This is a genomic window from Streptomyces sp. 3330 (genome assembly GCF_031456635.1).
Classification (GTDB): domain Bacteria; phylum Actinomycetota; class Actinomycetes; order Streptomycetales; family Streptomycetaceae; genus Streptomyces.
Window position 1 is genome coordinate 1 of record NZ_JAVDVA010000008.1, and the last position, 18,977, is coordinate 18,977.

Here is an 18,977-nt window from a genome sequence, read left to right on the forward strand (position 1 = left end):
TCGGCAGCAGCGCGCCCAGCGCGGTCGCGCCCTGAGCGTCGCGCTTGAACCAGATGTTCGGGAACGCCAGGAACCGGTGCCAGGCCACACCCATGTTGGTGTTGAGCGAGACCACGATCATCCAGATGAACGACGTCCCGATTTTGATCATCGCGACGAGGTAGACCAGGTTCTGCAGCGTGGTGACGCCCAGCCCCTTGAAGGCCAGGACGAGCGGGTACGAGGCGAAGTAGCCGGGCTCGTAGTGCTCCACGTGGTGCAGTGCGCCCTCCAGGCCCCGCAGTACGTAGATGGCGAGGCCGATGGTGAGGATGACGTACTCGACGAAGTAGGCCTGGCCGGACTTGGAGCCGGCGAAGCGGGACTTCCGTCCTGCGCGGGAGGGCAGGTTCAGCAGGCGGATCGCCATGAGGACGACGATGCCCAGGATCGTCATCACGCCGATGAACTCGATGTAGAGCTCGAACGGCAGGAAGTCGCCGATGACCGGCAGCACCCAGTCGGCCTCGAAGAGCTGGCCGAAGGCCTGGGCGAGGGTCGGCGGCAGCGTCAGGAAGCCGATCGCCACGAACCAGTGGGCGAAGCCGACGATGCCCCAGCGGTTCATTCGCGTGTGGCCGAGAAACTCCCGTACCAACGTCACGCTGCGCGCGTAGGGGTTGTCTGTCCGGGTTCCGGCGGGGACCGGCTGGCCCAGCTTGAAGTACCGGACGAACTGGCCGATGGCGCGTGCGATCAGGGCGACGCCGACCACGGTCAGAAGCAGCGACACGACGATCGCGGCGAGTTGCATTTGGGGGCTCCTCGGGCCTGCGAGGGAAATTACTAAGCGGTAACTTATGCAGTCCGTCTGAGACTACCCCGTATTCTCCGTCGCACTGTAGCGGGATGCGGAGTGATCTCAGTCGCTCAGGGTTGCCTCAGGATCGAGGCGTGTCCGGGGCGGGTGCGGGGCTGGTGCGGGGCGCTTTCGGGGTCGGGTTCGGGTGGAGGCTTCGACCGGTTCCGGCTCGGCTTCGGGGCGGTTTCGGGTCCTCTTCGGGTCGTCTTCGGTCTGCCTCCGGGGTCCTCTTCGGGCCGCCTCCGGGCGGAGGTGTCGGGTTCCCGTGGGGATCCGGTCGCAACTTGGCCGTGTTATTCGTACCAAATTGGTACATATGTGACTAATTTATATCCGTGCTCTACGGGATCGTCGCCGCCATCACCGCCCTGTTCCTCGCCGCCGTCCTCGCCGCGCTGCTGCGCGTACCCGCCCTGCGCCTGGGGTTGCTCGACCGGCGGCAGCGGCAGCGCCGGGTGCCGCTGTTCGGGGGTGCCGCCGTGGTCCTCGCCACCTGCCTCGTCGCGGTCGCCGGGGACTGGACGGGCATCGCCCCGCTGGGCGACGGCATCGAGGTGCTGCTCACCGCCGGGGGCGCCGTCGCCGCGCTCGGGCTGGTCGCCGACGTGTGGCGGCTCAACACACGGTTCCTGGTGATCGGCACCGCGGTCGCGGCCGCCTTCGTGGTGCCGTACGGCGACACCGGGGTGGTGGCCGGAGTGGCGGGTGTCGGCTGGATCACCTTCGTCGCCCTCGCCTTCCGGTCGCTGGACCACGCCGACGGAGTGGCCGGGACCGTCGGCGTCGTGACCGCCTTCGGGGTGGCCGCCTGCGCCGCCGTCGAGGTCATGGACGGGCTGGCGGTGCTGCTGAGCGTGTTCGCCGCCGCGCTGACCGGGTTCCTGATGCACAACTGGCCTCCCGCGCGTGTCGCTCTCGGGGCGTGCGGGTCGCTCTTCGCGGGGTTCCTCCTCGCCGCGGCCGCCGTGATCGCCCGCGCGGGGCACGACCCGGTCGCCGGTGCGGGCGTGCTGCTCGCGCTCACCGCGGTCGCCGCGGCCGACGTCGTCCTGGTCGTGCTCTCCCGGCGGCTGGCCCGACGGCCCTTGCTGCGCGGCGGGTCCGACCATCTCGCCCACCGGCTGCGGCGGTTGGGACTCACGGCGCAGGGGGTGACCGTCCTGCTCGGGGTCGCTGCCTTCGCCGCGGTGCTCGTCGGGGTGCTGGCGCACGCCGGAGCGGTCGACGCGCGGGCGGTGTGGTGGGTGGCCGGCGGGGCACTCGTCGTCGTGCTCGGGATGCTGCGGGTCGCGGTGTACGGCCCTTCACGCGCGCGTGGCGGTGGGGACCGTCCGGTGCGGCGCACGCGGCGTGCCCGTGCCGCCGTCACCGCCCGGGGCGCCGGCGGTTCCGGTCCGGGGGTCGGGGGGGTCGCCCGGGAGGCGCGGCCCGGGGCCCGCTCAGCGGCCCGGCCCGAGCAGCGTCCCGGGGCCGGTTCGGCGTCGGTGTACGCGCCCCGGCGTCAATCCGAGGACTCCGCGCGCCACCCGGAACCCAGTGTGAGGAGATCGGGGCGATCCGTATCGCCGCAGGTCAGCGCGCCCTTGCGCGTAAGGAACGGATAAGAGTTGAGTGGGTGCGACTCATGTCTGTTGACCGAGAGGTGAGCCTCGTGCACACTTGAGTCCGTTCCACTCAAGTCAGCTGGAGGAAGATCACCATGGCACGTGCGGTCGGCATCGACCTGGGCACAACCAACTCCGTCGTCAGCGTTCTGGAGGGCGGCGAGCCCACCGTCATCACCAACGCCGAGGGTGCCAGGACCACGCCGTCCGTCGTCGCCTTCGCCAAGAACGGTGAAGTGCTCGTCGGCGAGGTGGCCAAGCGCCAGGCGGTCACGAACGTGGACCGGACCATCCGCTCCGTGAAGCGCCACATGGGCACGGACTGGACGATCGAGCTCGACGGGAAGAACTTCAACCCGCAGCAGATGAGCGCGTTCATCCTGCAGAAGCTCAAGCGCGACGCGGAGGCCTACCTGGGCGAGAAGGTGGCCGACGCGGTCATCACCGTCCCGGCGTACTTCAACGACTCCGAGCGCCAGGCGACGAAGGAAGCCGGTGAGATCGCCGGTCTCAACGTCCTTCGCATCGTCAACGAGCCCACCGCGGCCGCGCTCGCGTACGGCCTCGACAAGGACGACCAGACGATCCTCGTCTTCGACCTCGGTGGCGGCACGTTCGACGTGTCCCTCCTGGAGATCGGTGACGGCGTCGTCGAGGTGAAGGCCACCAACGGCGACAACCACCTCGGTGGTGACGACTGGGACCAGCGTGTCGTCGACTACCTGGTGCAGCAGTTCAAGTCCGGTCACGGCGTGGACCTCGCCAAGGACAAGATGGCGCTCCAGCGTCTGCGCGAGGCCGCCGAGAAGGCGAAGATCGAGCTGTCCTCGTCCACCGAGACCTCGATCAACCTGCCCTACATCACGGCTTCCGCCGAGGGCCCGCTGCACCTGGACGAGAAGCTCACGCGCGCCCAGTTCCAGCAGCTGACGGCCGACCTGCTGGAGCGCTGCAAGACGCCGTTCCACAACGTCATCAAGGACGCCGGCATCAACCTCTCCGAGATCGACCACGTCGTTCTCGTCGGTGGTTCGACCCGGATGCCCGCCGTCGCCGAACTCGTCAGGGAGCTGACCGGCGGTCAGGACGCCAACAAGGGCGTGAACCCGGACGAGGTCGTCGCCATCGGCGCCGCGCTCCAGGCCGGTGTCCTCAAGGGTGAGGTCAAGGACGTCCTGCTCCTCGACGTGACCCCGCTGTCCCTCGGTATCGAGACTAAGGGCGGCATCATGACCAAGCTGATCGAGCGCAACACGACGATCCCGACGAAGCGTTCGGAGATCTTCACGACGGCCGAGGACAACCAGCCGTCGGTCCAGATCCAGGTCTACCAGGGCGAGCGCGAGATCGCGGCCTACAACAAGAAGCTCGGCATGTTCGAGCTGACCGGTCTGCCGCCGGCGCCCCGTGGCGTCCCGCAGATCGAGGTCGCCTTCGACATCGACGCCAACGGCATCATGCACGTCACGGCCAAGGACCTCGGCACGGGCAAGGAGCAGAAGATGACCGTCACCGGCGGCTCCTCGCTGCCGAAGGACGAGGTCGACCGCATGCGCCAGGAGGCCGAGCAGTACGCGGACGAGGACCACCGCCGCCGCGAGGCCGCCGAGTCCCGCAACCAGGGCGAGCAGCTCGTCTACCAGACGGAGAAGTTCCTCAAGGACAACGAGGACAAGGTCCCCGGCGAGGTCAAGACCGAGGTCGAGGCCGCCGTCGAGGAGCTGAAGGCCGCGCTCAAGGGCGAGGACACCGCCGAGATCCGCACCGCCACCGAGAAGGTCGCCGCGGTCTCGCAGAAGGTCGGCCAGGCCATGTACGCCGACGCCCAGGCCGGTCAGGGCGCCGACGCGCCCAAGGCCGACGCGCCGAAGGCGGACGACGACGTCGTGGACGCCGAGATCGTGGACGACGAGCGCAAGGACGGTGCCGCGTGACGGAGGAGACCCCGGGCTTCGAGGAGAAGCCCGACGTCCCCTCCGGCGCCACCCCTGAAGACGCCGAGCCGAAGGCCGCGCCCTCCCCCGCTTCGGCGGCGGGGGCGGCCCCGGACGGGGACGCGAACCAGACAGCCGGTCTGGTGGCCCAGCTGGACCAGGTGCGCACCGCTCTGGGTGAGCGCACCGCGGACCTCCAGCGCCTCCAGGCCGAGTACCAGAACTACCGCCGCCGGGTCGAGCGCGACCGGATCGCGGTCAAGGAGATCGCCGTCGCGAACCTCCTGACCGAGCTCCTGCCCGTGCTCGACGACATCGGCCGCGCGCGGGAACACGGCGAGTTCGTCGGCGGCTTCAAGTCGGTGGGCGAATCGCTGGAGACCGTCGCGGCCAAGATGGGCCTCCAGCAGTTCGGCAAGGAGGGCGAGCCCTTCGACCCGACGATCCACGAGGCCTTGATGCACAGCTACGCGCCGGACGTCACCGAGACGACGTGCGTGGCGATCCTTCAGCCCGGGTATCGGATCGGCGAGCGCACCATCCGCCCCGCGCGGGTGGCCGTCGCCGAACCGCAGCCCGGCGCGCAGGCGGCGAAGGCCGACGAGGCCGCCGAGGCGGCCGACGACAAGGAGAGCGGTGGCCCGGACGAGGGCTGAGCTCGATCGGATGAGCGATGGGGAGGAGGGACGTCGAGGATGAGCACCAAGGACTTCGTCGAGAAGGACTTCTACAAAGTCCTCGGCGTCCCCAAGGACGCCACCGAGGCCGAGATCAAGAAGGCGTACCGGAAGCTCGCCCGCGAGTTCCACCCGGACGCCAACAAGGGCAACGCCAAGGCGGAGGAGCGCTTCAAGGAGATCTCCGAGGCGAACGACGTCCTCGGTGACCCCAAGAAGCGCAAGGAGTACGACGAGGCCCGCGCCCTCTTCGGCAACGGCGGATTCCGCCCGGGCCCGGGCGCCGGCGGCAACTTCAACTTCGACCTGGGCGACCTCTTCGGAGGCGGCGCCCAGGGCGGTGGCGCCCAGGGCGGCTTCGGCGGCGGCATCGGGGACGTGTTCGGCGGCCTGTTCAACCGCGGCGGCCCCGGCACGACCCGTACCCAGCCCCGGCGCGGCCAGGACATCGACACCGAGGTCACCCTGACCTTCACGGAGGCGATCGAGGGCGCGACGGTCCCGCTGCGCATGTCCTCGCAGGCCCCCTGCAAGGCGTGTTCGGGAACGGGCGACAAGAACGGCACCCCGCGCGTGTGCCCCACCTGCGTGGGCACGGGCCAGGTGGCGAGGGGCTCGGGAGGCGGCTTCTCGCTGACCGACCCCTGCCCGGACTGCAAGGGCCGCGGCCTGATCGCCGAGCATCCCTGCCTGGACTGCAAGGGCAGCGGCCGCGCGAAGTCGTCGAGGACCATGCAGGTCCGCATCCCGGCGGGGGTGACCGACGGCCAGCGCATCCGGCTGCGTGGCAAGGGCGCCCCGGGCGAGCGCGGCGGCCCGGCGGGCGACCTGTACGTCGTCGTCCACGTCGGCGCCCACCCGGTGTTCGGCCGCAAGGAGGACAACCTCACGGTGACCGTGCCGGTGACCTTCACCGAGGCCGCACTCGGCGGCGAGATCAAGGTGCCGACGCTCGGCGGGCCGTCCCTGACCTTGAAGCTTCCGCCCGGCACGCCCAACGGCCGCACCATGCGGGCGCGGGGCAAGGGCGCGGTCCGCAAGGACGGCACCCGCGGCGACCTGCTGGTCACCGTCGAGGTGAGTGTTCCGAAGGACTTGTCGGGGAAGGCTCGTGAGGCGCTGGAGGCGTATCGCGAGGCGACCGCGGGCGAGGACCCGCGGGCGGAGCTGTTCGAGGCCGCGAAGGGAGCATGAGAGTGATGGACGGCCGTCGGCGTAACCCGTATGAACTGACTCAGGAGACTCCGGTCTACGTCATCTCGGTGGCGGCCCAGCTCTCGGGCCTGCATCCGCAGACACTGCGCCAGTACGACCGCCTGGGTCTCGTCTCCCCCGACCGCACCGCCGGCCGTGGACGCCGCTACTCGGCCCGTGACATCGAGCTGCTGCGCACGGTGCAGGCCCTGTCCCAGGACGAGGGCATCAACCTGGCCGGCATCAAGCGGATCATCGAGCTGGAGAACCAGGTGGCCGCGCTCCAGGCCAGGGCGGCGGAGCTGGAGGCCGCGCTGGACGGCGCGGCCGCGGCGATGCAGCAGCGGGAAGCGGCGGTGCACGCCTCCTACCGGCGGGACCTGGTGCCGTACCAGGAGGTGCAGCAGACCAGCGCGTTGGTGGTCTGGCGGCCGAAGCGGCAGCAGCCGTCGTCCGACTGAGATCCCAGAAGCCGTAAGAACGAGGCAGGGGCCGGAGATTCGTCTCCGGCCCCTGCCTCGTTCTGTACGGCCCTCCTCGTCCTCTCCGGCCGTCACTCGCCCATGTCGACGCCCGGCTCCGGCCGCTCGTGCCCCGGCGGCCGCTGCTCCGGTTTCTGGACGGGAGCGGGGGGCCGGGTGCCGCCGCCCCGGGGCACGCCCATCTGCCACAGGTGGGAGCCGGGGATGTCCGGCGCGGGAGACGGGGCCGGTGCGGGTGTGGATGTAGGCGTGGGTGAGGGTGCCGGGGGTGCCGGGGGTGCCGGGGGTGCCGGGGGTGCCGGGGGTGTCGTCGGAGCCGGGGACGGCGCCGGGGCCGATGCGGGTCCCGGTGCCGGGGTCGGGGTTGTCGCCGGGGGCGAGGACGGTGACGGGCTCGTCGTCGGGGACGGGCCCGGGGCTGTGCCCGATTCGGGGGTGGGGGCGGGCTCCGTGCCCGGCTCTCGTTCCCGGTCCGGTTCCTGTCCCCGTTCCTGTTCCTGTTCCCGCTCTTGTGCCCGTTGCCGTTCCTGCTCCCGCTCCTGTGCCCGTTGCCGTTCCTGCTCCCGCTCCTGTGCCCGTTCCGGTGCGGGCTGGGGCTTCTCCTGGTGCGGGGTGAGGCCGCCCGTGGCCGCCGCCGGCGGGGGCGCCTCCGTGCCGGTCCGTGTGGTTACGCCTGCATCCGTGCCCGTGCCCGTGCCCGTGCCCGTACCTGTGCCCGTACCTGTGCTCTTGCCCGCGTCCGGGGTCTGAGCCTGGGGCTGGGTCTGGTCGTGATCCTGGTCGTGGCGCAGGTCCGGGCGTCGCCAGCGTTCCGGGATCGTCGACAGGCGTCGTACCGCTTCGGGGTCGCCCGCCGCTGCCGCCGCGACGGCGCGTGCGCGCAGGGCGCTCTGGCGGGCGATGGGCGAGAAGCCGGGAGCCGCGTTGCCGGTCTCGGAGGGCAGACCGCGGACGCCCATCCCGTTCAACTCAGCCTGGATTCCCGACTCCGGGGCGAATACCTCGCGTGGAAGCTGCCAGGAGGCCGCGCCGTCCACGTCGACGCGGTGCTCCCTGCCGTCCACGGCGAAGGTGAGCCCGTAGCCGATGTACTGGTCGTCCTTGTCGAACAGCAGGTCCCCGGAGATCTCCCCACCCCGGTCGCGGACCTCGTCGGCGAGGACCTGGAGGGCGGGCGGCAGGGGGTTGGTGCGGCCGAGGCTGGTGACGTAGCCGTCGCTGCGGGCCACCCTCGGTTCCTTGGTCCCCTTTTCCACGTAGGGGACCTGGAAGCGGGTCTCGCCCTTCTCGTCCTGGTAGGTCTCGATGGCCCCGACACGTGCCTCGACGAAGCTCAGACGCTTCTCGCCGCCTTCGCCGTGGCCGTACTTCGCCTCCATCGCCGGGAACTGGACCTGGTGCTGCAGCGCCGGCGGCGGCCTCGATCCGATGATCGTGACGTGGGCGTCGGGGTTCTGGATCAGGATGATCTCCGCGTTGGCGACGGCCGTTCCGCCGGAGCCCACGACGATCCACTCCTGGGCGGCATGCGGGTCGAAACGGCTCTCGGCGACCTCGTCGCCCAGCAGTGCCCGCCCCTCCGCGGCCTTGCGCGCCGCCTCCCACTTCTGCGTCGATTCGAGCGCGGTGAAGCAGTTGCCCATGCGCGTCCGGTCCGCGACGCCCAGGCCGGCCGAGAGGGCGTCCTTCAGTTCCGCGTAGGAGTTCAGGGCGCCGAGCACGGTACCGGCGTCGGTGCCGCCCCGCTCGGCCCGGGTCAGCCAGGCGCTCATCTCGGCCGCACCGGCGAACCCCTGAGCCTCCAGTTCGCGCAGCCGGTCGCTGATCAGCCGGACGGCTTCGCCGCGGCTCTCCACGGCGAACTCTCCGCGCGGCATTCCCGGCACGAGTTCCGGCGTGAGGCCGGTGGCGATGCTGGGGGTGCCGTCGCAGGCCACCCAGAGGGGGGTCGCGCTCTCGGCTCCGTCCTCGCCCAACGTGCGTACTTCGGCGAGGAGTTCGCCGTTCTGCCCCAGACGCAGCCGGGCGTGGCCGTTCACCACGTCGCCCTGTGTGGCGAGCTGGTCCTCCCAGACGCGGACGGCGTGGATGGAGATGCGGTGCCGGGGATCCTCGACCGCCGAGTACGGGTCGGCGCCCATCCACTGCACGAGGTCGCGGTCCTGATCCGCCGACTGCACGATCCCGGCGCCGGGGTCCAGGTGCCAGCGGCCCGCGCCGTCCACCAGCAGCGCTTCCGGGTCCCGCCCGGTGAGACTCGCCCCGCCGCCGATCACGACCTTGCGCAGGGGGAGTTGACCCTGGGCGAGCTGTCCTTCCAGCGTCTGTGCGGTGCGCTCGCTGACCTGGGCGCGGTACTCGGCCCACCGCTCGGCGGCGGGCTCCAGCTCGTCGCGGGGGAGCGGCAGCCCGTTCTGGTCGTAGCCGGGCATGGGCATGGTGACGTCGCGCCGCCCGATGAACGCGTCGACCTGCCGCTCGGCCCGCAGCGCTGCGTCCCGGGACGCCTGGAGCGCGGCGGCGTCGGCGGGGGAGAGGTCCTCCAGGGGGTGGGCGAGATCCTCGAGGAGACTCACCGAATCGCTGGAGAGCGAGGCGTACGACACCAGGTACCGGACGCGTGCCGCCTTCACCTGGGCGCGGAACGCCGCCTCGTCGCTCGGAGCGGCAGTGGGCCGGAGGCCGTACGGGTCGAGCAGTGCGGAGAACTGCGCCCGTGCCTCGCCCTGCTGCTGCGCGGAGAGGCCGGTGTCCCTGCTCTGCCCGGCGAGCCAGTTGAGCTCCCCGATACGTCCCCTGTCCGGGGCGGACAGCTCACGGTGTGCGGGGAGCTCCGCTCCCTCCCGCAACAGGTCGTCCCGGACGGGGACCACACCGTCGGCCGCGCGTTCGCGCACGGCGGCGAGCTCACCGAGTTCGTGGGCGAGGACTCGTCCCAGCATCGCGGTGGGAAGGCGGTCGGACACACGGATGACGTAGTTCTGCGAGGTGGTGTTCGTCGCCGTGTCGGCGATCGCCCCTGTCGTCAGCGGAATGGCGTCCACCCAGATCTGGGCGGACTCCCCCTGACTGTCCCGCAGCACGAAGTACTGACGCCCGTCCTCGGTCTGCGCCGGGGTGAGGGAGGCCAGCCGGTCCCCCAGGACGACGGCCGCCACCGCGCCCATGTCCCGCCTCGCGGCCCACACGAGATCCTGTTGCTGCGCGGGTCCGCCCGAGCGGAGCGCGCCCATGCCGATCTGCGGATCGGCCGATGTGTCCATGTGATGCCCTCCCCCAGGCTCTGTACAGATGCACACCGCACAACAGACCTTAGGATCATCCCATGTTGAGAGCCCGTTCCTCACTCGAAGCGCACCTGTACATGGACCTGCACCCATGCGAGTGCGGGAGCTCCGACTTCGTCCGCCGGCACCGCCTGGAGCAGCGCGGTGACGGCATCGTCGCCGTGTACGAGGGGCCGTGCACGCAGTGCGGCCGCAACCGGAACTTCGCTTTCCTGATGGCCGACGAGATTCCCCCGCCGCCGCCGGCCTTCGGCGGCACCGAGCCCTCCGAGATCATCGACCCCGGTGAGTTCGCCGAGGTCGCGTCCGACGTGTCGCGCCGCGCGGGACTGGAGATCCTCAACACGCCCGAGTCCGAGCACCACAGGCATCGCGGTGCGCTGGCCTATGCGGTTGCCGCAGTCGAGGAGGTCCTGAAGTTCATTCCTCCGGGCCAGGACGCCGTCCCCGCTGAGGCCTTCACCTCGGAGGCGGGCAAGGCTCGCTACGAGAAGGACCGGGGCAAGTTCGATCGCGACATGCTGCAGATCGAACTCCGCCTCACGCGCCAGATCCTCGCCGACATCGACGAGGTCAGCCCGCCGCCGGGGGAAACCGGCCCCCGAGCCTGACCGGTCACCCCGGAAGCTTCCGGCTGCCGGCCGGACCGTGGCGGCCTCTCACGTGAGTACTGGAACCGGCCTACGAACGTCCCGTCGAACCCGTCGAACCCGTCGAACCCGGCGACCTGGGAATCACTCACACCCCCGGGTTGATCAGCAGGGTCCGAGGGAGACCTGTTGGCGTGCCCCTGCGACAGGACTTGCGCGCTGAAACAAGACCGAAGCCGCTCAGCCCAGTTGTTCCGTCGTGCCGTCCGGGTGGATCAGGAGGCGGATCGCGCCGCCGTAGCGGTTGTCGGTGATGGTCGCCGGGGTGGGGGCGCCGAGCTGCTGGGCGCGTTGCTGGAGGATCGCCAGGACGACGTCCTGGATGTCGCCGTAGGGCGGGGCGGTGACCGGGACGCCGTCGATCAGGCCGGCGTTGGGGGAGAAGACGTGCACCTGGGCGTCCGCCGTGGCGGGGGGTGGCGGCGTCGGTTCGGTCATCGGGGGTCTGGGTTCCTTCCGGCTCGGTCCGGATCAGTTCCGGCTCAGGCGCTTTTCGCCTCGTCCTGCTCGGGGACGTCCACAGCGTCGTCGATGGGGACATCGACGGTGCGAGCGTACGTGCCTCGGGCGAGGCGCTGAAGGCGGCCCGACTTGACGAGGGCGGACAGTACGTTGCTGATCGTCTTCGAGGGGTCGCCGTAGACGCCGGGCGGGAGGGCGCGCAAGACGTCCCGCGCGGAGAAGGGGCCGGGGAAGGTCGACACCGCTGTCTCCACGGCCGCCCGGATGCTGGGGGCGCCGGAGGGCACGAGGGTGGCGGCCTGGCCCGTGCCGGTGGAGGTCTTGCCGTTCGGGGCCGGGTGCGGGAGGCACGCGCGGATGCCTTGCAGCGCGGTGCGGATCGGCTCCAGGTGGTTCTCGTCGCCGCCTGCCGGCGCCTCGGTCGCGGCCAGCATGGTCGCGACCTTCTCTATGTTGGCGAGAGACGAGGCCAGTTCGCGCAGCAGCGGTTCCAGGAAGTCGCGGCGCAGGGCCGCCACCGGGTCGGTGGTGGCGAGTTCGACGGACACCGAGCCGGTGAGGGCGCGGAGGGGGCCGGTGGCGTCCGGGGCGGCCTCTGCGGAATCTCCGGAGCCCAGGCCGCCGTGCGGAGCCAGTGCCTCCACGGCTTTCCGCGCGGCGCGGAGGGTGTCCGGCATCTCCGGCGCGATCTCGCCGCCAGGCACGCTCGCCAGCATCGTCGCCAGCTGCTCCAGGCCTGCGAGCGTGGGCAGGGCCGAGCGGACCAGAGGGGCCAGCAGAGCCTGTCGTACGGCCTGGGCGGGATCCTCGTAGGAGAAGGCGATCCGCTGCCCGGACTCGGCCGCTGCCATGTCCTCGCTCCTGCTTTCCGGGTCTGCGTGCGGGTGGGAGTGTCTCTGCCCGCCGTGGGCGGACTGTGAGGTGGTGGTGTGCTGCTGCAACTGCCGGGGAATTGCGGGCAACTCGCTTCGCTGCCTGGCCAGTTGGTCCTGGCGTGCGTCGAACGCGTCGAGGATTCGCTCCAGCGTGGGCCGGCCGTGCTCGGCGTCGTGCCGGGCGGCCGTGTCGATGCTGCGGGAGCGCAGGCGGAGCAGGCGGCGGGACGTCTCGCCGGAGCTGTAGCCGGGGCCCGCGCCGGGGCCGTCCACCATGTGGGTCGGCAGGTCGCCGTTCGCGTCGCCGAGGCCGAGGGCGCGGCGGATCCAGCGGCGGTCGTCGAGCGTGGTCGCGGCAGCGTAGCCGTAGGGCTCGGCGTGGGCGATCGTGTCCTGGAGGCATTCCGCCCAGAGCGGGCAGGAGGCGCACAGGTCGCGGGCGGTGCGGAGCAGTACGAGGTGCTGGTGGCGCTGTTCGGGCGAGGTGTACGGAATGTCGGCGGGTGCCTCCAGCAGCGGGTGCTGGAAGACGTCCGGTCGGCGCTGGCAGGGCAGAGCGGCGTCGGGCGTGTGGACCCCCGTCCCCGCCCCCGCTCCCCGTACCGGCCCGCGCGCGGGGCGCGTGGGCAGCGCCGTATGGCTGACCATAGGCATGTGTGTCGTCCCCCGTGGTGATACGTGATCGGGGGGGAGCCTAAATCGTTCCGTCAACCCCGTGCAACGCATCTGCAAAGCGTGTGCCGACTTGGCACAGTGACGAGACGAAACGTTCACACGGGCCTCAACTGTCCGTCGGATCACTGGCTTTGCGCGTCCGCAGGCGGCCAAGTGCCTGGCCGGCCCGGCCTGCAACCGCTTTCGCCCTGCTTCCGCGCAGCGCCAGTACCGTGAGCACGCCGAGGAAACCGAGCGGTACACCCGCTTCCGGCAGGAACATCCCGACGACGGACGCGATGACGAGGATCACATCCGCGAGGACGACGGTGACGCCCCGTCGGCCCGGGTGCTCCTTCACCATCCAGGCGCCGAGGAGGGCCATGCCGGCGAGGGCCCAGTAGCCGAAGGCGGCGGTGCCGGTGACGGTGGCGCTCGCGTCCTCGCTGGTGCGGGCCGCGTCGCCGACCGCGGAGAAGTAGCCGGTGAAGGCGACGGCGAGGATGCTCACCCCGATCGCCAGCAGCAGCTGGGTACGGCGGCGCATCAGCCAGAGCGCGAGGCCGAGGAGGAGCGCGGTGACGACGGCGACGAAGCTGGAGCCGCTCTGCGAGGCGAGGGTGATCACCGTGTAGAGCGCGGCAACGCCGAAGACGATGCGGGGGAGGAGACGGACGGCCCAGGCGTCGTCCCTGTCCTGGTGGAGGAAACGGCGGAGGAGGGGAAGGGCCGGGGCTGAAACGGTGGTGGGTGCAGGGCTGCTGGTCTCTGGGGTGGTGGTCTCGTCCTGCCGGTCGGCTGCGGTCTGCTGGGCGGTGTGCGTGGTGCGGGCAGGGCCTGGTGGACGAGAGGTGCGCGGGGTGCGGGCATTGCCCGGCGTGCGGCTCATGGGCCGGTCACACTCCCATTCCGGTGTCGTTCGACTGCTCAGGGGCCGGAGGCGCCTTGGGGGGAGCCGTCGGGGTGTCGGTCCGGCTCGGGGCGACGACCGACTTCGCCTGCGGGGAGACGCCGGGGAGGAAGCTGTGGGCGCTCACGGCGGCCTTCTCCGGTGCAGGGAGGGTGACCGACTCGAGCAGCGCAGGTCCCGTCCTGGCGTTGACCGTGACGCCGGGGAGGTACTGGCCGTGGGTGCTGACGGCGACGGGCGGTGGTCCCGTCGGTTCGGAACCGCGGAGTCCGGCCGCCCACTGCTGGTCCTCGATGCTGGGCAGCGTGACCTCGTGGTCCGGACGCAGGACCTTGATCTCCTCGATGAGCTTCTCCACGTCGGCCGCGCGAGCGGGGCCGTCCATGGTCGCCACCCGGGCGCACACCTCCAGGACAGCGGCGCGCTGGGCCTCGGGGGTGGGGAGCGCTGCCAACTGCTGTAGGTCGAGGTGCCCCGCCTTGGTCAGCGGCGTGTACTTCTCGTCGTGCTCGTCGTACGAGAAGGTGTGGATCTGGGCGCGGACAGCTTGGGAGGCCAGCAGCTCCTGGGTCTCCGGCGCAAGGTCGGTGTAGTTGTGCGTCGGCGCCGGATACATGAAGTTGATGATGTCGAGCTTGCCGTCCTGACGGAGCTGACGAGACTCCGTCTGGTAGGCCACGGTTCTAGGGTTGAGCTCGGGCATGAAGAAGAGGGCTTCGTTCTCCGTCTTCGCGGCGTACTTCTCGGAGAGGGCGCCCCAGGCGTCGTAGGCCAGGGCAAGACCCGCCTTCTCGTCCAGGCCCAGCGCGTCCTGCATCTCCGCGTCCCACAGATGGAGCCGGCCCAGCGCTTCACCGCCGGGCGTGCCCTCCAGGTACCGCAGGGTGTCCGGCACGATCGAGTTCTGTGCCTCGGTGTACGCAGCCGCCATGTGGATGCTGTACAGCTCTTCCCCGGGCTCCCTGTTGATCTGCGGATGGTCCTCCAGCCGGTAGGACCAGAAGGTCGACCTGGTGTCGGGGGAGGGCAGGTCCATGTCCTGGGCAGCCGCGATCTCCCTCAGCCGCTGGTGGAGCTGTTTCCTGTACTCCTTGTCCTGGAGGTGGTCGATGCCCGCGCGCAGCTCCCTCGCGATCCGCTTGGCCTCGGCCTCGGTCAGGCCGGGCTCGACGGTCCGCTGCCTGTCACGGGCGTTGTCGAGGACTCGGTCCGGGATGTGTGCCTGGATCACTCGGCCTCCGGCGGGTAGCAGGTCACTTTGATCGACGCGCGCCGGAGCGCACCCGGCGCTCGGGCGGATCCCGGCTTGGCGGCGAGAACGGTGAGGTGGCCTTCCGGCCCTTCCTCCCGCCAGACCGCCATGCGGTAGGGGTCCATGTCCTCCAGCCGCAGGTCGCTGGGCATCAGCCAGTGCCGGTCGTGCGGCGGTTCAGGGAAGGCCGGGTCGTCCCAGGCGCCCGCGTAGGAAGGATCGCCGAGCACAGAGCGGGCAGCCTCCACATAGGCGGCCCACGTCTCAGCAGCCTGGGTGAGGACCTCGTCGTTCTCGGACGCGTTGTCCGCGGACATGTGCCAACTCGTCCAGCTGAGCTGTTTGACCGGAGCCCAACCGGCGGAGCGCACAGGGAAGAGGGCGAGGTCTTGGCCCGTACCACTGCGCACGGTCAGCACCCGCTCCGCCGACGTCGGCTTCCAGCCGAACAGAGCGCACCAGTCGTCCAGTGCCTGACCGGGGTTGGGCGGGCCCGCCCAGACCGCCGGCCAGTCCACGTGCTCCAGCCCCCTGAGCTCCTCTGCCAGCTGCTCGGGGCTGCGTTCGATGCTGAGGGTCGTCATCGCTTGTCACCTTCCTCGCGTTCCGCACGGCTCCGGTTCATCCGCGCCGCGCCTGCCGACGGGACTCCGCGTGGTCGGGGTCATGGCAGACGAGTTCGATCCTCGCATTGGCCGGAACCGGACCACGTCGTGCCGTGGCGCCGAGCGTCGCCCTGAACTCGAACACCGGCGCCTGCGGTACCCGGAACCGCCACACCGCGACGCGGTGCGGGTCCTGGTACGCCGTACGCCACCCGGCGTCGGGCCAGGCCCCCGGACCCGGCAGTTCCGGGAAGTCCGGGGTGTCCCAGGTGCCGTGCCAGGTCGGGTTGCCCAGCAGGCCGCGCAGGGCGGTCAGGCCGGCGGTCCAGCGGGTCTCCGCCAGGTCGGTGACGAGGGCGTTCTCGTCCGTGTCCCGGGCCCGGGCCGACCACACCGTGTGGTCGATCCGGGTCACCGGGCCGCCGGGGGCGGCGGAGGCGAGATACAGGCGGCCGCCCAGGGCCGTACGGACGCGCAGTCCCGCCTCGGCCCACAGCGGACGCCAGCCGAACCCCGCGCACCACCTCGCCCGCTTCTCCGCGTCCTCCGGGACCCCCGCCCACACCGTGGGCCAGTCCACGCCGATGAGCCGCTCCAGTTCCGCGACCAGTTGGTCGGGACTGCGGTCGGCGGTCAGGGCGGGCATCGGGTGGCTCCTTGGTGTGGGTGGGGCTGCGAGGGTGACGGGGAGGGGCTAGACGCGGCCGCTGGGGCCTCGGGGGTCCCTCCGGGGCGGTGTGGGCGCCGGGGCGGCAGGTGTCACCGGCGGGTCGGCGGGCCGGGGACGGGGGGCAGGCACCTGCGGTGCGGGGGCAGCGGGAGCAGGAGCGGGCGCGGGTGCCGGGCGGGACTCGGTCGGCGTCGTGGACTGCGGAGCCGGCGCACTGCTGGACCCGCTGACACGGCGGCCTCGGGTGCGGGGCGGCTCCGGAGCCGGTGACTCCTGGCCTCCCTGCTCGCCGAATTCCCGGTCGTAGTTCTTCTGGGCGACCTGCGAACTCTGGTAGGCCGTCTGCCGCTGCTCGCGCTTGGACTGACCGAGCCAGCCCTTCTCCTGCATCTTGGCCCGGCCCTTGCCCTTGAAGGCGAGCTTGTCCACCGCCCAGGCGGTCCCGCGCGCCGTGCTGCCCGTCGCGCGCACTGTGCCCTTGGCCGTGGTGCTCGCCACGCGGCCCGTGGTGCGGGCGGTGGAGCCTGCGGCGGACGCGGCCAGACCGGGAGCCATGGCGGTCACCTTGCCGGCCATGTCCCCGACGCCGAGAGCGTCGTCCGCGCCCTGGACCTGCGGGCTGAACTTCCCGGACAGCAGGTTCTTGAGCAGCATGATCACGGCGATCGTGACCAGCAGGAGCATCAGCAACTGCATGCCCAGCGGGACCTGGAGCGGGAGGATCAGCTGGTAGAAGAGCAGCAGGATCGTGAGGATCACGCCGAATCCGGCGCGCAGGACGAAGCTGTGCACGAAGGTCTGCCACCAGCCCCGCAGCAGCTTCTGCTGGGTCGGGTGGATCGAGATGATCGCGACCAGGGGCAGCAGGATCACCATGATGAGCGTGACCGCGTGCCACAGCAGGGTCAGGGCGCTGAGCACGACCACCATCAGACCGACGATGAGCGAAGCGACCAGGGCGTAGACCCCGATGCTGATGCGGTTGGCGGGTTTGTCGCCGGACCACTGCTCGTAGATGCGCGCATCCTCGTTCTCGGCGATGTAGTGGCGCAGCTCGCCGTACTGGTTCTCCTTCGCCTTGATGATGTCGCCTTTTTCGTTCTCCTCCACTTCGACCGGCGAAGGGTGCTGGTAGTACTCGATGTTCGTCACCGACTGGACGATCACCTGCTTGACTCGCAGGTCGGTGCAGCGCTTTTCCGACCCGAAGTCGCACTTCTGGGTGCCCTTGTACTCCATGCGAGCCTTGCCCGGGTCGCCGAACTGGCCGATGGCCCAGGGGCGGAACGCCAGGGTGTCGTACATGGCACAGCTGGAGATGCGCATGCCGCGCTGGGGTGCGTTGTCGGGCAGGTCGCAGGGCGGGTCGACGCCGTCGATCGCACTGTCCAGCACAGCCTCGGTCAGGGCGGCGTTTCCCTGCGCGATTCCTGAGTCGGCCGTCTCGACCACGGCCACGTAGTTCCCGTTGACGAGGAACGCCGACACGGCGATCACCACGAACGCGGCCCAGCCGACGCCCGACCAGACCTCGCGCATGTCGCCCTTGCGCCACTTGCCGAACACCCAGAGGCCGGTGAGCAGGATCATGGTGGGCACGGCGAGCTTGAAGACGCCGTTGTTCAGGCGGTCGACGACGCTGTCGTCACCCGAGACCGTGCCGTCGTAGAGGGCGGCCAGCGGGCTGGGGTTGGAGGAGATCTCCTTGATGCTGATCGCGGCCCGACTCATGATCTTGCTCAGGTCGAAGATGGCCTGGGCGATGCTGTTGTAGATCTCGTTCTGGAGGCTGCACTCGTCGTCGTCGGCGGCCTGCCCGCGGTCGCCCTGCTGGGCATCGTGCTGGCTCTGCTGGGTCGAGGCCCAGTTGAGGCCGCGCATGGCGCTGAGTTCGTAGAGCGTGTACTTCGACGCGGGGCCGTCCATCTTCGTCGCGCCGGCGACGAGTTCGCGCTTCCCGTCCCATTGCTTCACCGAGGGGAAGATGTTCTCCGCGGCGGGGCCTGGCATGTCGGCCTTCTGATTGATGCTCTGCTGCGCCCAGTCACAGGTGTCGAAGAGGGCCTGCGCCTGCTGTGGAGCGGAGAAGGAGAGCGCGATCACCCCGAGCACCAGGAACAGCACGGCCCGCGCGGCGATGCCGGTGCTGATGACTTTCTCGCGTAGGGAGCGCCTCGTCCGGGGCCGTGCCGGACGGCCGGAGCGCGGCCGGAAGCGGGTCAGCATGAAAAGCCCTTCGGGGACGGGTCGGAGGTCAGTCGTCGTAGTAGTCGGTGAGAACGCATCCGGCGACCAGTGCGGGCTCCTGCTGGTAGCCGCTGGGTATCGGCTGTTCCGCATCGCAGTGCAGGGTCTTGAGGCCCGAGGTCTTCAGTTCCTGGACGGTCTGGGCGTCGCCCGGATCCACCGCGACGTTCTCGCCGATCAGGATGGAGCCGTAGTTCCGCTCCTTGATGGAGGTCTGGAACTTCTTCATGTCGGACAGCAGGAGCAGCGTGTTGGCGTCGTTGTACTTGTCCATGCAGACGGCGCGTTCCTTGATGCCCCAGGCGGGATCCTGGGTCATGTTCTCCTCGCCCCAGGCGGGATCCGTGTCCGTGTAGTTGGAGTCGTCGTATTCGGCGCCCGTCTTGAGATCAAGGCACGAGGCGTGCTCGTTGAGGAAGTACGCGAGGGACGCCATGTCCGACGCCTCGGGCAGCTCCGTGCTCGCCGTCCCGCTGCCGTCGCCCTTTCCGCTGCCCGTGCTCGCGCTGCTCTTCCCGTCGCCGTCGCTGTTCCCTGCGTCGCTGTCGTCGCCGCCGCACGCCGTCATCGACGCGGACATGAGGAGGACGGCGCCGATGGTGATCGCTCGCCTGATTCGCATGGGGTTTCTCG

Annotated in this window: 15 protein-coding genes and 1 pseudogene; 6 read left to right on the plus strand and 10 right to left on the minus strand. The window is 70.6% G+C overall.

Translation table 11 applies throughout. The features are described 5' to 3' along the window. A pseudogene (locus tag J2X68_RS15370) lies at positions 1-793 on the minus strand (Fe-S oxidoreductase); the annotation flags it as partial. 383 nt (positions 794-1,176) lie between these two features. Here J2X68_RS15370 and J2X68_RS15375 point away from each other — a divergent pair. The 5 genes from J2X68_RS15375 (at position 1,177) to J2X68_RS15395 (ending at position 6,711) form a co-directional block, all read left to right on the plus strand. Beyond that, a complete protein-coding gene (locus tag J2X68_RS15375; protein WP_310433098.1) occupies positions 1,177-2,445 on the plus strand; it encodes an MraY family glycosyltransferase in 1,269 nt (422 codons plus the stop codon). Positions 2,446-2,540: 95 nt separating this feature from the next. Next, the gene (gene dnaK / locus J2X68_RS15380; RefSeq protein WP_310433099.1) at positions 2,541-4,379 is read left to right on the plus strand and encodes a molecular chaperone DnaK; all 1,839 of its coding nucleotides are present in this window, start codon (positions 2,541-2,543) and stop codon (positions 4,377-4,379) included. Then, entirely contained in the window at positions 4,376-5,035 is a 660-nt protein-coding gene (gene grpE / locus J2X68_RS15385) for a nucleotide exchange factor GrpE (RefSeq protein WP_310433100.1), read from the plus strand. The genes dnaK and grpE overlap by 4 nt, the downstream gene beginning before the upstream one ends. A 39-nt stretch (positions 5,036-5,074) precedes the next feature. Next, positions 5,075-6,250, plus strand: a complete 1,176-nt coding sequence (gene dnaJ / locus J2X68_RS15390; protein WP_310433101.1) for a molecular chaperone DnaJ — start codon at positions 5,075-5,077, stop codon at positions 6,248-6,250. Between the two features lie 5 nt (positions 6,251-6,255). Beyond that, positions 6,256-6,711 (plus strand): heat shock protein transcriptional repressor HspR, encoded by a 456-nt coding sequence (locus tag J2X68_RS15395; protein ID WP_310433102.1) that lies wholly within the window; start codon positions 6,256-6,258, stop codon positions 6,709-6,711. A 92-nt stretch (positions 6,712-6,803) separates the two neighbouring features. Here J2X68_RS15395 and J2X68_RS15400 read toward each other — a convergent pair whose 3' ends face one another. Then, on the minus strand, positions 6,804-9,995 hold the full coding sequence (locus tag J2X68_RS15400; protein WP_310433103.1) for a hypothetical protein: 3,192 nt from the start codon (positions 9,993-9,995) through the stop codon (positions 6,804-6,806). Positions 9,996-10,234: 239 nt separating this feature from the next. Between J2X68_RS15400 and J2X68_RS15405 the strand changes: the two genes are divergently transcribed. After that, positions 10,235-10,630 carry a hypothetical protein gene (locus J2X68_RS15405; RefSeq protein WP_310433104.1) on the plus strand — a complete coding sequence of 132 codons (396 nt, stop codon included), beginning with the start codon at positions 10,235-10,237 and terminating at the stop codon, positions 10,628-10,630. A 219-nt stretch (positions 10,631-10,849) separates the two neighbouring features. Here the strand turns inward: J2X68_RS15405 and J2X68_RS15410 are convergent, their stop codons facing one another. The 8 genes from J2X68_RS15410 to J2X68_RS15445 all read right to left on the minus strand — a co-directional run bounded on the left by J2X68_RS15410 (position 10,850) and on the right by J2X68_RS15445 (position 18,966). After that, positions 10,850-11,107 (minus strand): hypothetical protein, encoded by a 258-nt coding sequence (locus J2X68_RS15410; protein WP_020129155.1) that lies wholly within the window; start codon positions 11,105-11,107, stop codon positions 10,850-10,852. 44 nt (positions 11,108-11,151) lie between these two features. Next, entirely contained in the window at positions 11,152-12,660 is a 1,509-nt protein-coding gene (locus J2X68_RS15415) for a WhiB family transcriptional regulator (protein ID WP_310433105.1), read from the minus strand. Positions 12,661-12,787: 127 nt separating this feature from the next. After that, complete coding sequence (locus J2X68_RS15420; protein ID WP_310433106.1) at positions 12,788-13,549, minus strand: hypothetical protein; 762 nt, start codon at positions 13,547-13,549, stop codon at positions 12,788-12,790. A 7-nt stretch (positions 13,550-13,556) separates the two neighbouring features. Further along, positions 13,557-14,801: a hypothetical protein gene (locus J2X68_RS15425; protein ID WP_310433107.1), complete on the minus strand. Its 1,245-nt coding sequence runs from the start codon at positions 14,799-14,801 to the stop codon at positions 13,557-13,559. Further along, positions 14,798-15,406 (minus strand): hypothetical protein, encoded by a 609-nt coding sequence (locus J2X68_RS15430; protein ID WP_310433108.1) that lies wholly within the window; start codon positions 15,404-15,406, stop codon positions 14,798-14,800. Before J2X68_RS15430 ends, J2X68_RS15425 begins: the two co-directional genes overlap by 4 nt. A gap of 37 nt (positions 15,407-15,443) precedes the next feature. Next, positions 15,444-16,073 carry a hypothetical protein gene (locus J2X68_RS15435; protein ID WP_310433109.1) on the minus strand — a complete coding sequence of 210 codons (630 nt, stop codon included), beginning with the start codon at positions 16,071-16,073 and terminating at the stop codon, positions 15,444-15,446. A 48-nt stretch (positions 16,074-16,121) separates the two neighbouring features. Then, a complete protein-coding gene (locus tag J2X68_RS15440; protein WP_310433110.1) occupies positions 16,122-18,323 on the minus strand; it encodes a hypothetical protein in 2,202 nt (733 codons plus the stop codon). Between the two features lie 28 nt (positions 18,324-18,351). Then, entirely contained in the window at positions 18,352-18,966 is a 615-nt protein-coding gene (locus J2X68_RS15445) for a hypothetical protein (protein ID WP_310433111.1), read from the minus strand. Between the last annotated feature and the right edge of the window lie 11 nt (positions 18,967-18,977).

Excerpts from the sequence above, each read along its gene's own strand:
- J2X68_RS15445 (WP_310433111.1), bottom strand. The coding sequence starts at position 18,966 with ATGCGAATCAGGCGAGCGATCACCATCGGCGCCGTCCTCCTCATGTCC.
- J2X68_RS15405 (WP_310433104.1), top strand. The coding sequence starts at position 10,235 with ATGGCCGACGAGATTCCCCCGCCGCCGCCGGCCTTCGGCGGCACCGAG.
- J2X68_RS15430 (WP_310433108.1), bottom strand. The coding sequence starts at position 15,406 with ATGACGACCCTCAGCATCGAACGCAGCCCCGAGCAGCTGGCAGAGGAG.
- J2X68_RS15395 (WP_310433102.1), top strand. The coding sequence starts at position 6,256 with ATGGACGGCCGTCGGCGTAACCCGTATGAACTGACTCAGGAGACTCCG.
- J2X68_RS15440 (WP_310433110.1), bottom strand. The coding sequence starts at position 18,323 with ATGCTGACCCGCTTCCGGCCGCGCTCCGGCCGTCCGGCACGGCCCCGG.
- J2X68_RS15410 (WP_020129155.1), bottom strand. The coding sequence starts at position 11,107 with ATGACCGAACCGACGCCGCCACCCCCCGCCACGGCGGACGCCCAGGTG.
- J2X68_RS15415 (WP_310433105.1), bottom strand. The coding sequence starts at position 12,660 with ATGCCTATGGTCAGCCATACGGCGCTGCCCACGCGCCCCGCGCGCGGG.
- J2X68_RS15420 (WP_310433106.1), bottom strand. The coding sequence starts at position 13,549 with ATGAGCCGCACGCCGGGCAATGCCCGCACCCCGCGCACCTCTCGTCCA.
- J2X68_RS15400 (WP_310433103.1), bottom strand. The coding sequence starts at position 9,995 with ATGGACACATCGGCCGATCCGCAGATCGGCATGGGCGCGCTCCGCTCG.
- dnaJ (WP_310433101.1), top strand. The coding sequence starts at position 5,075 with ATGAGCACCAAGGACTTCGTCGAGAAGGACTTCTACAAAGTCCTCGGC.
- J2X68_RS15435 (WP_310433109.1), bottom strand. The coding sequence starts at position 16,073 with ATGCCCGCCCTGACCGCCGACCGCAGTCCCGACCAACTGGTCGCGGAA.
- dnaK (WP_310433099.1), top strand. The coding sequence starts at position 2,541 with ATGGCACGTGCGGTCGGCATCGACCTGGGCACAACCAACTCCGTCGTC.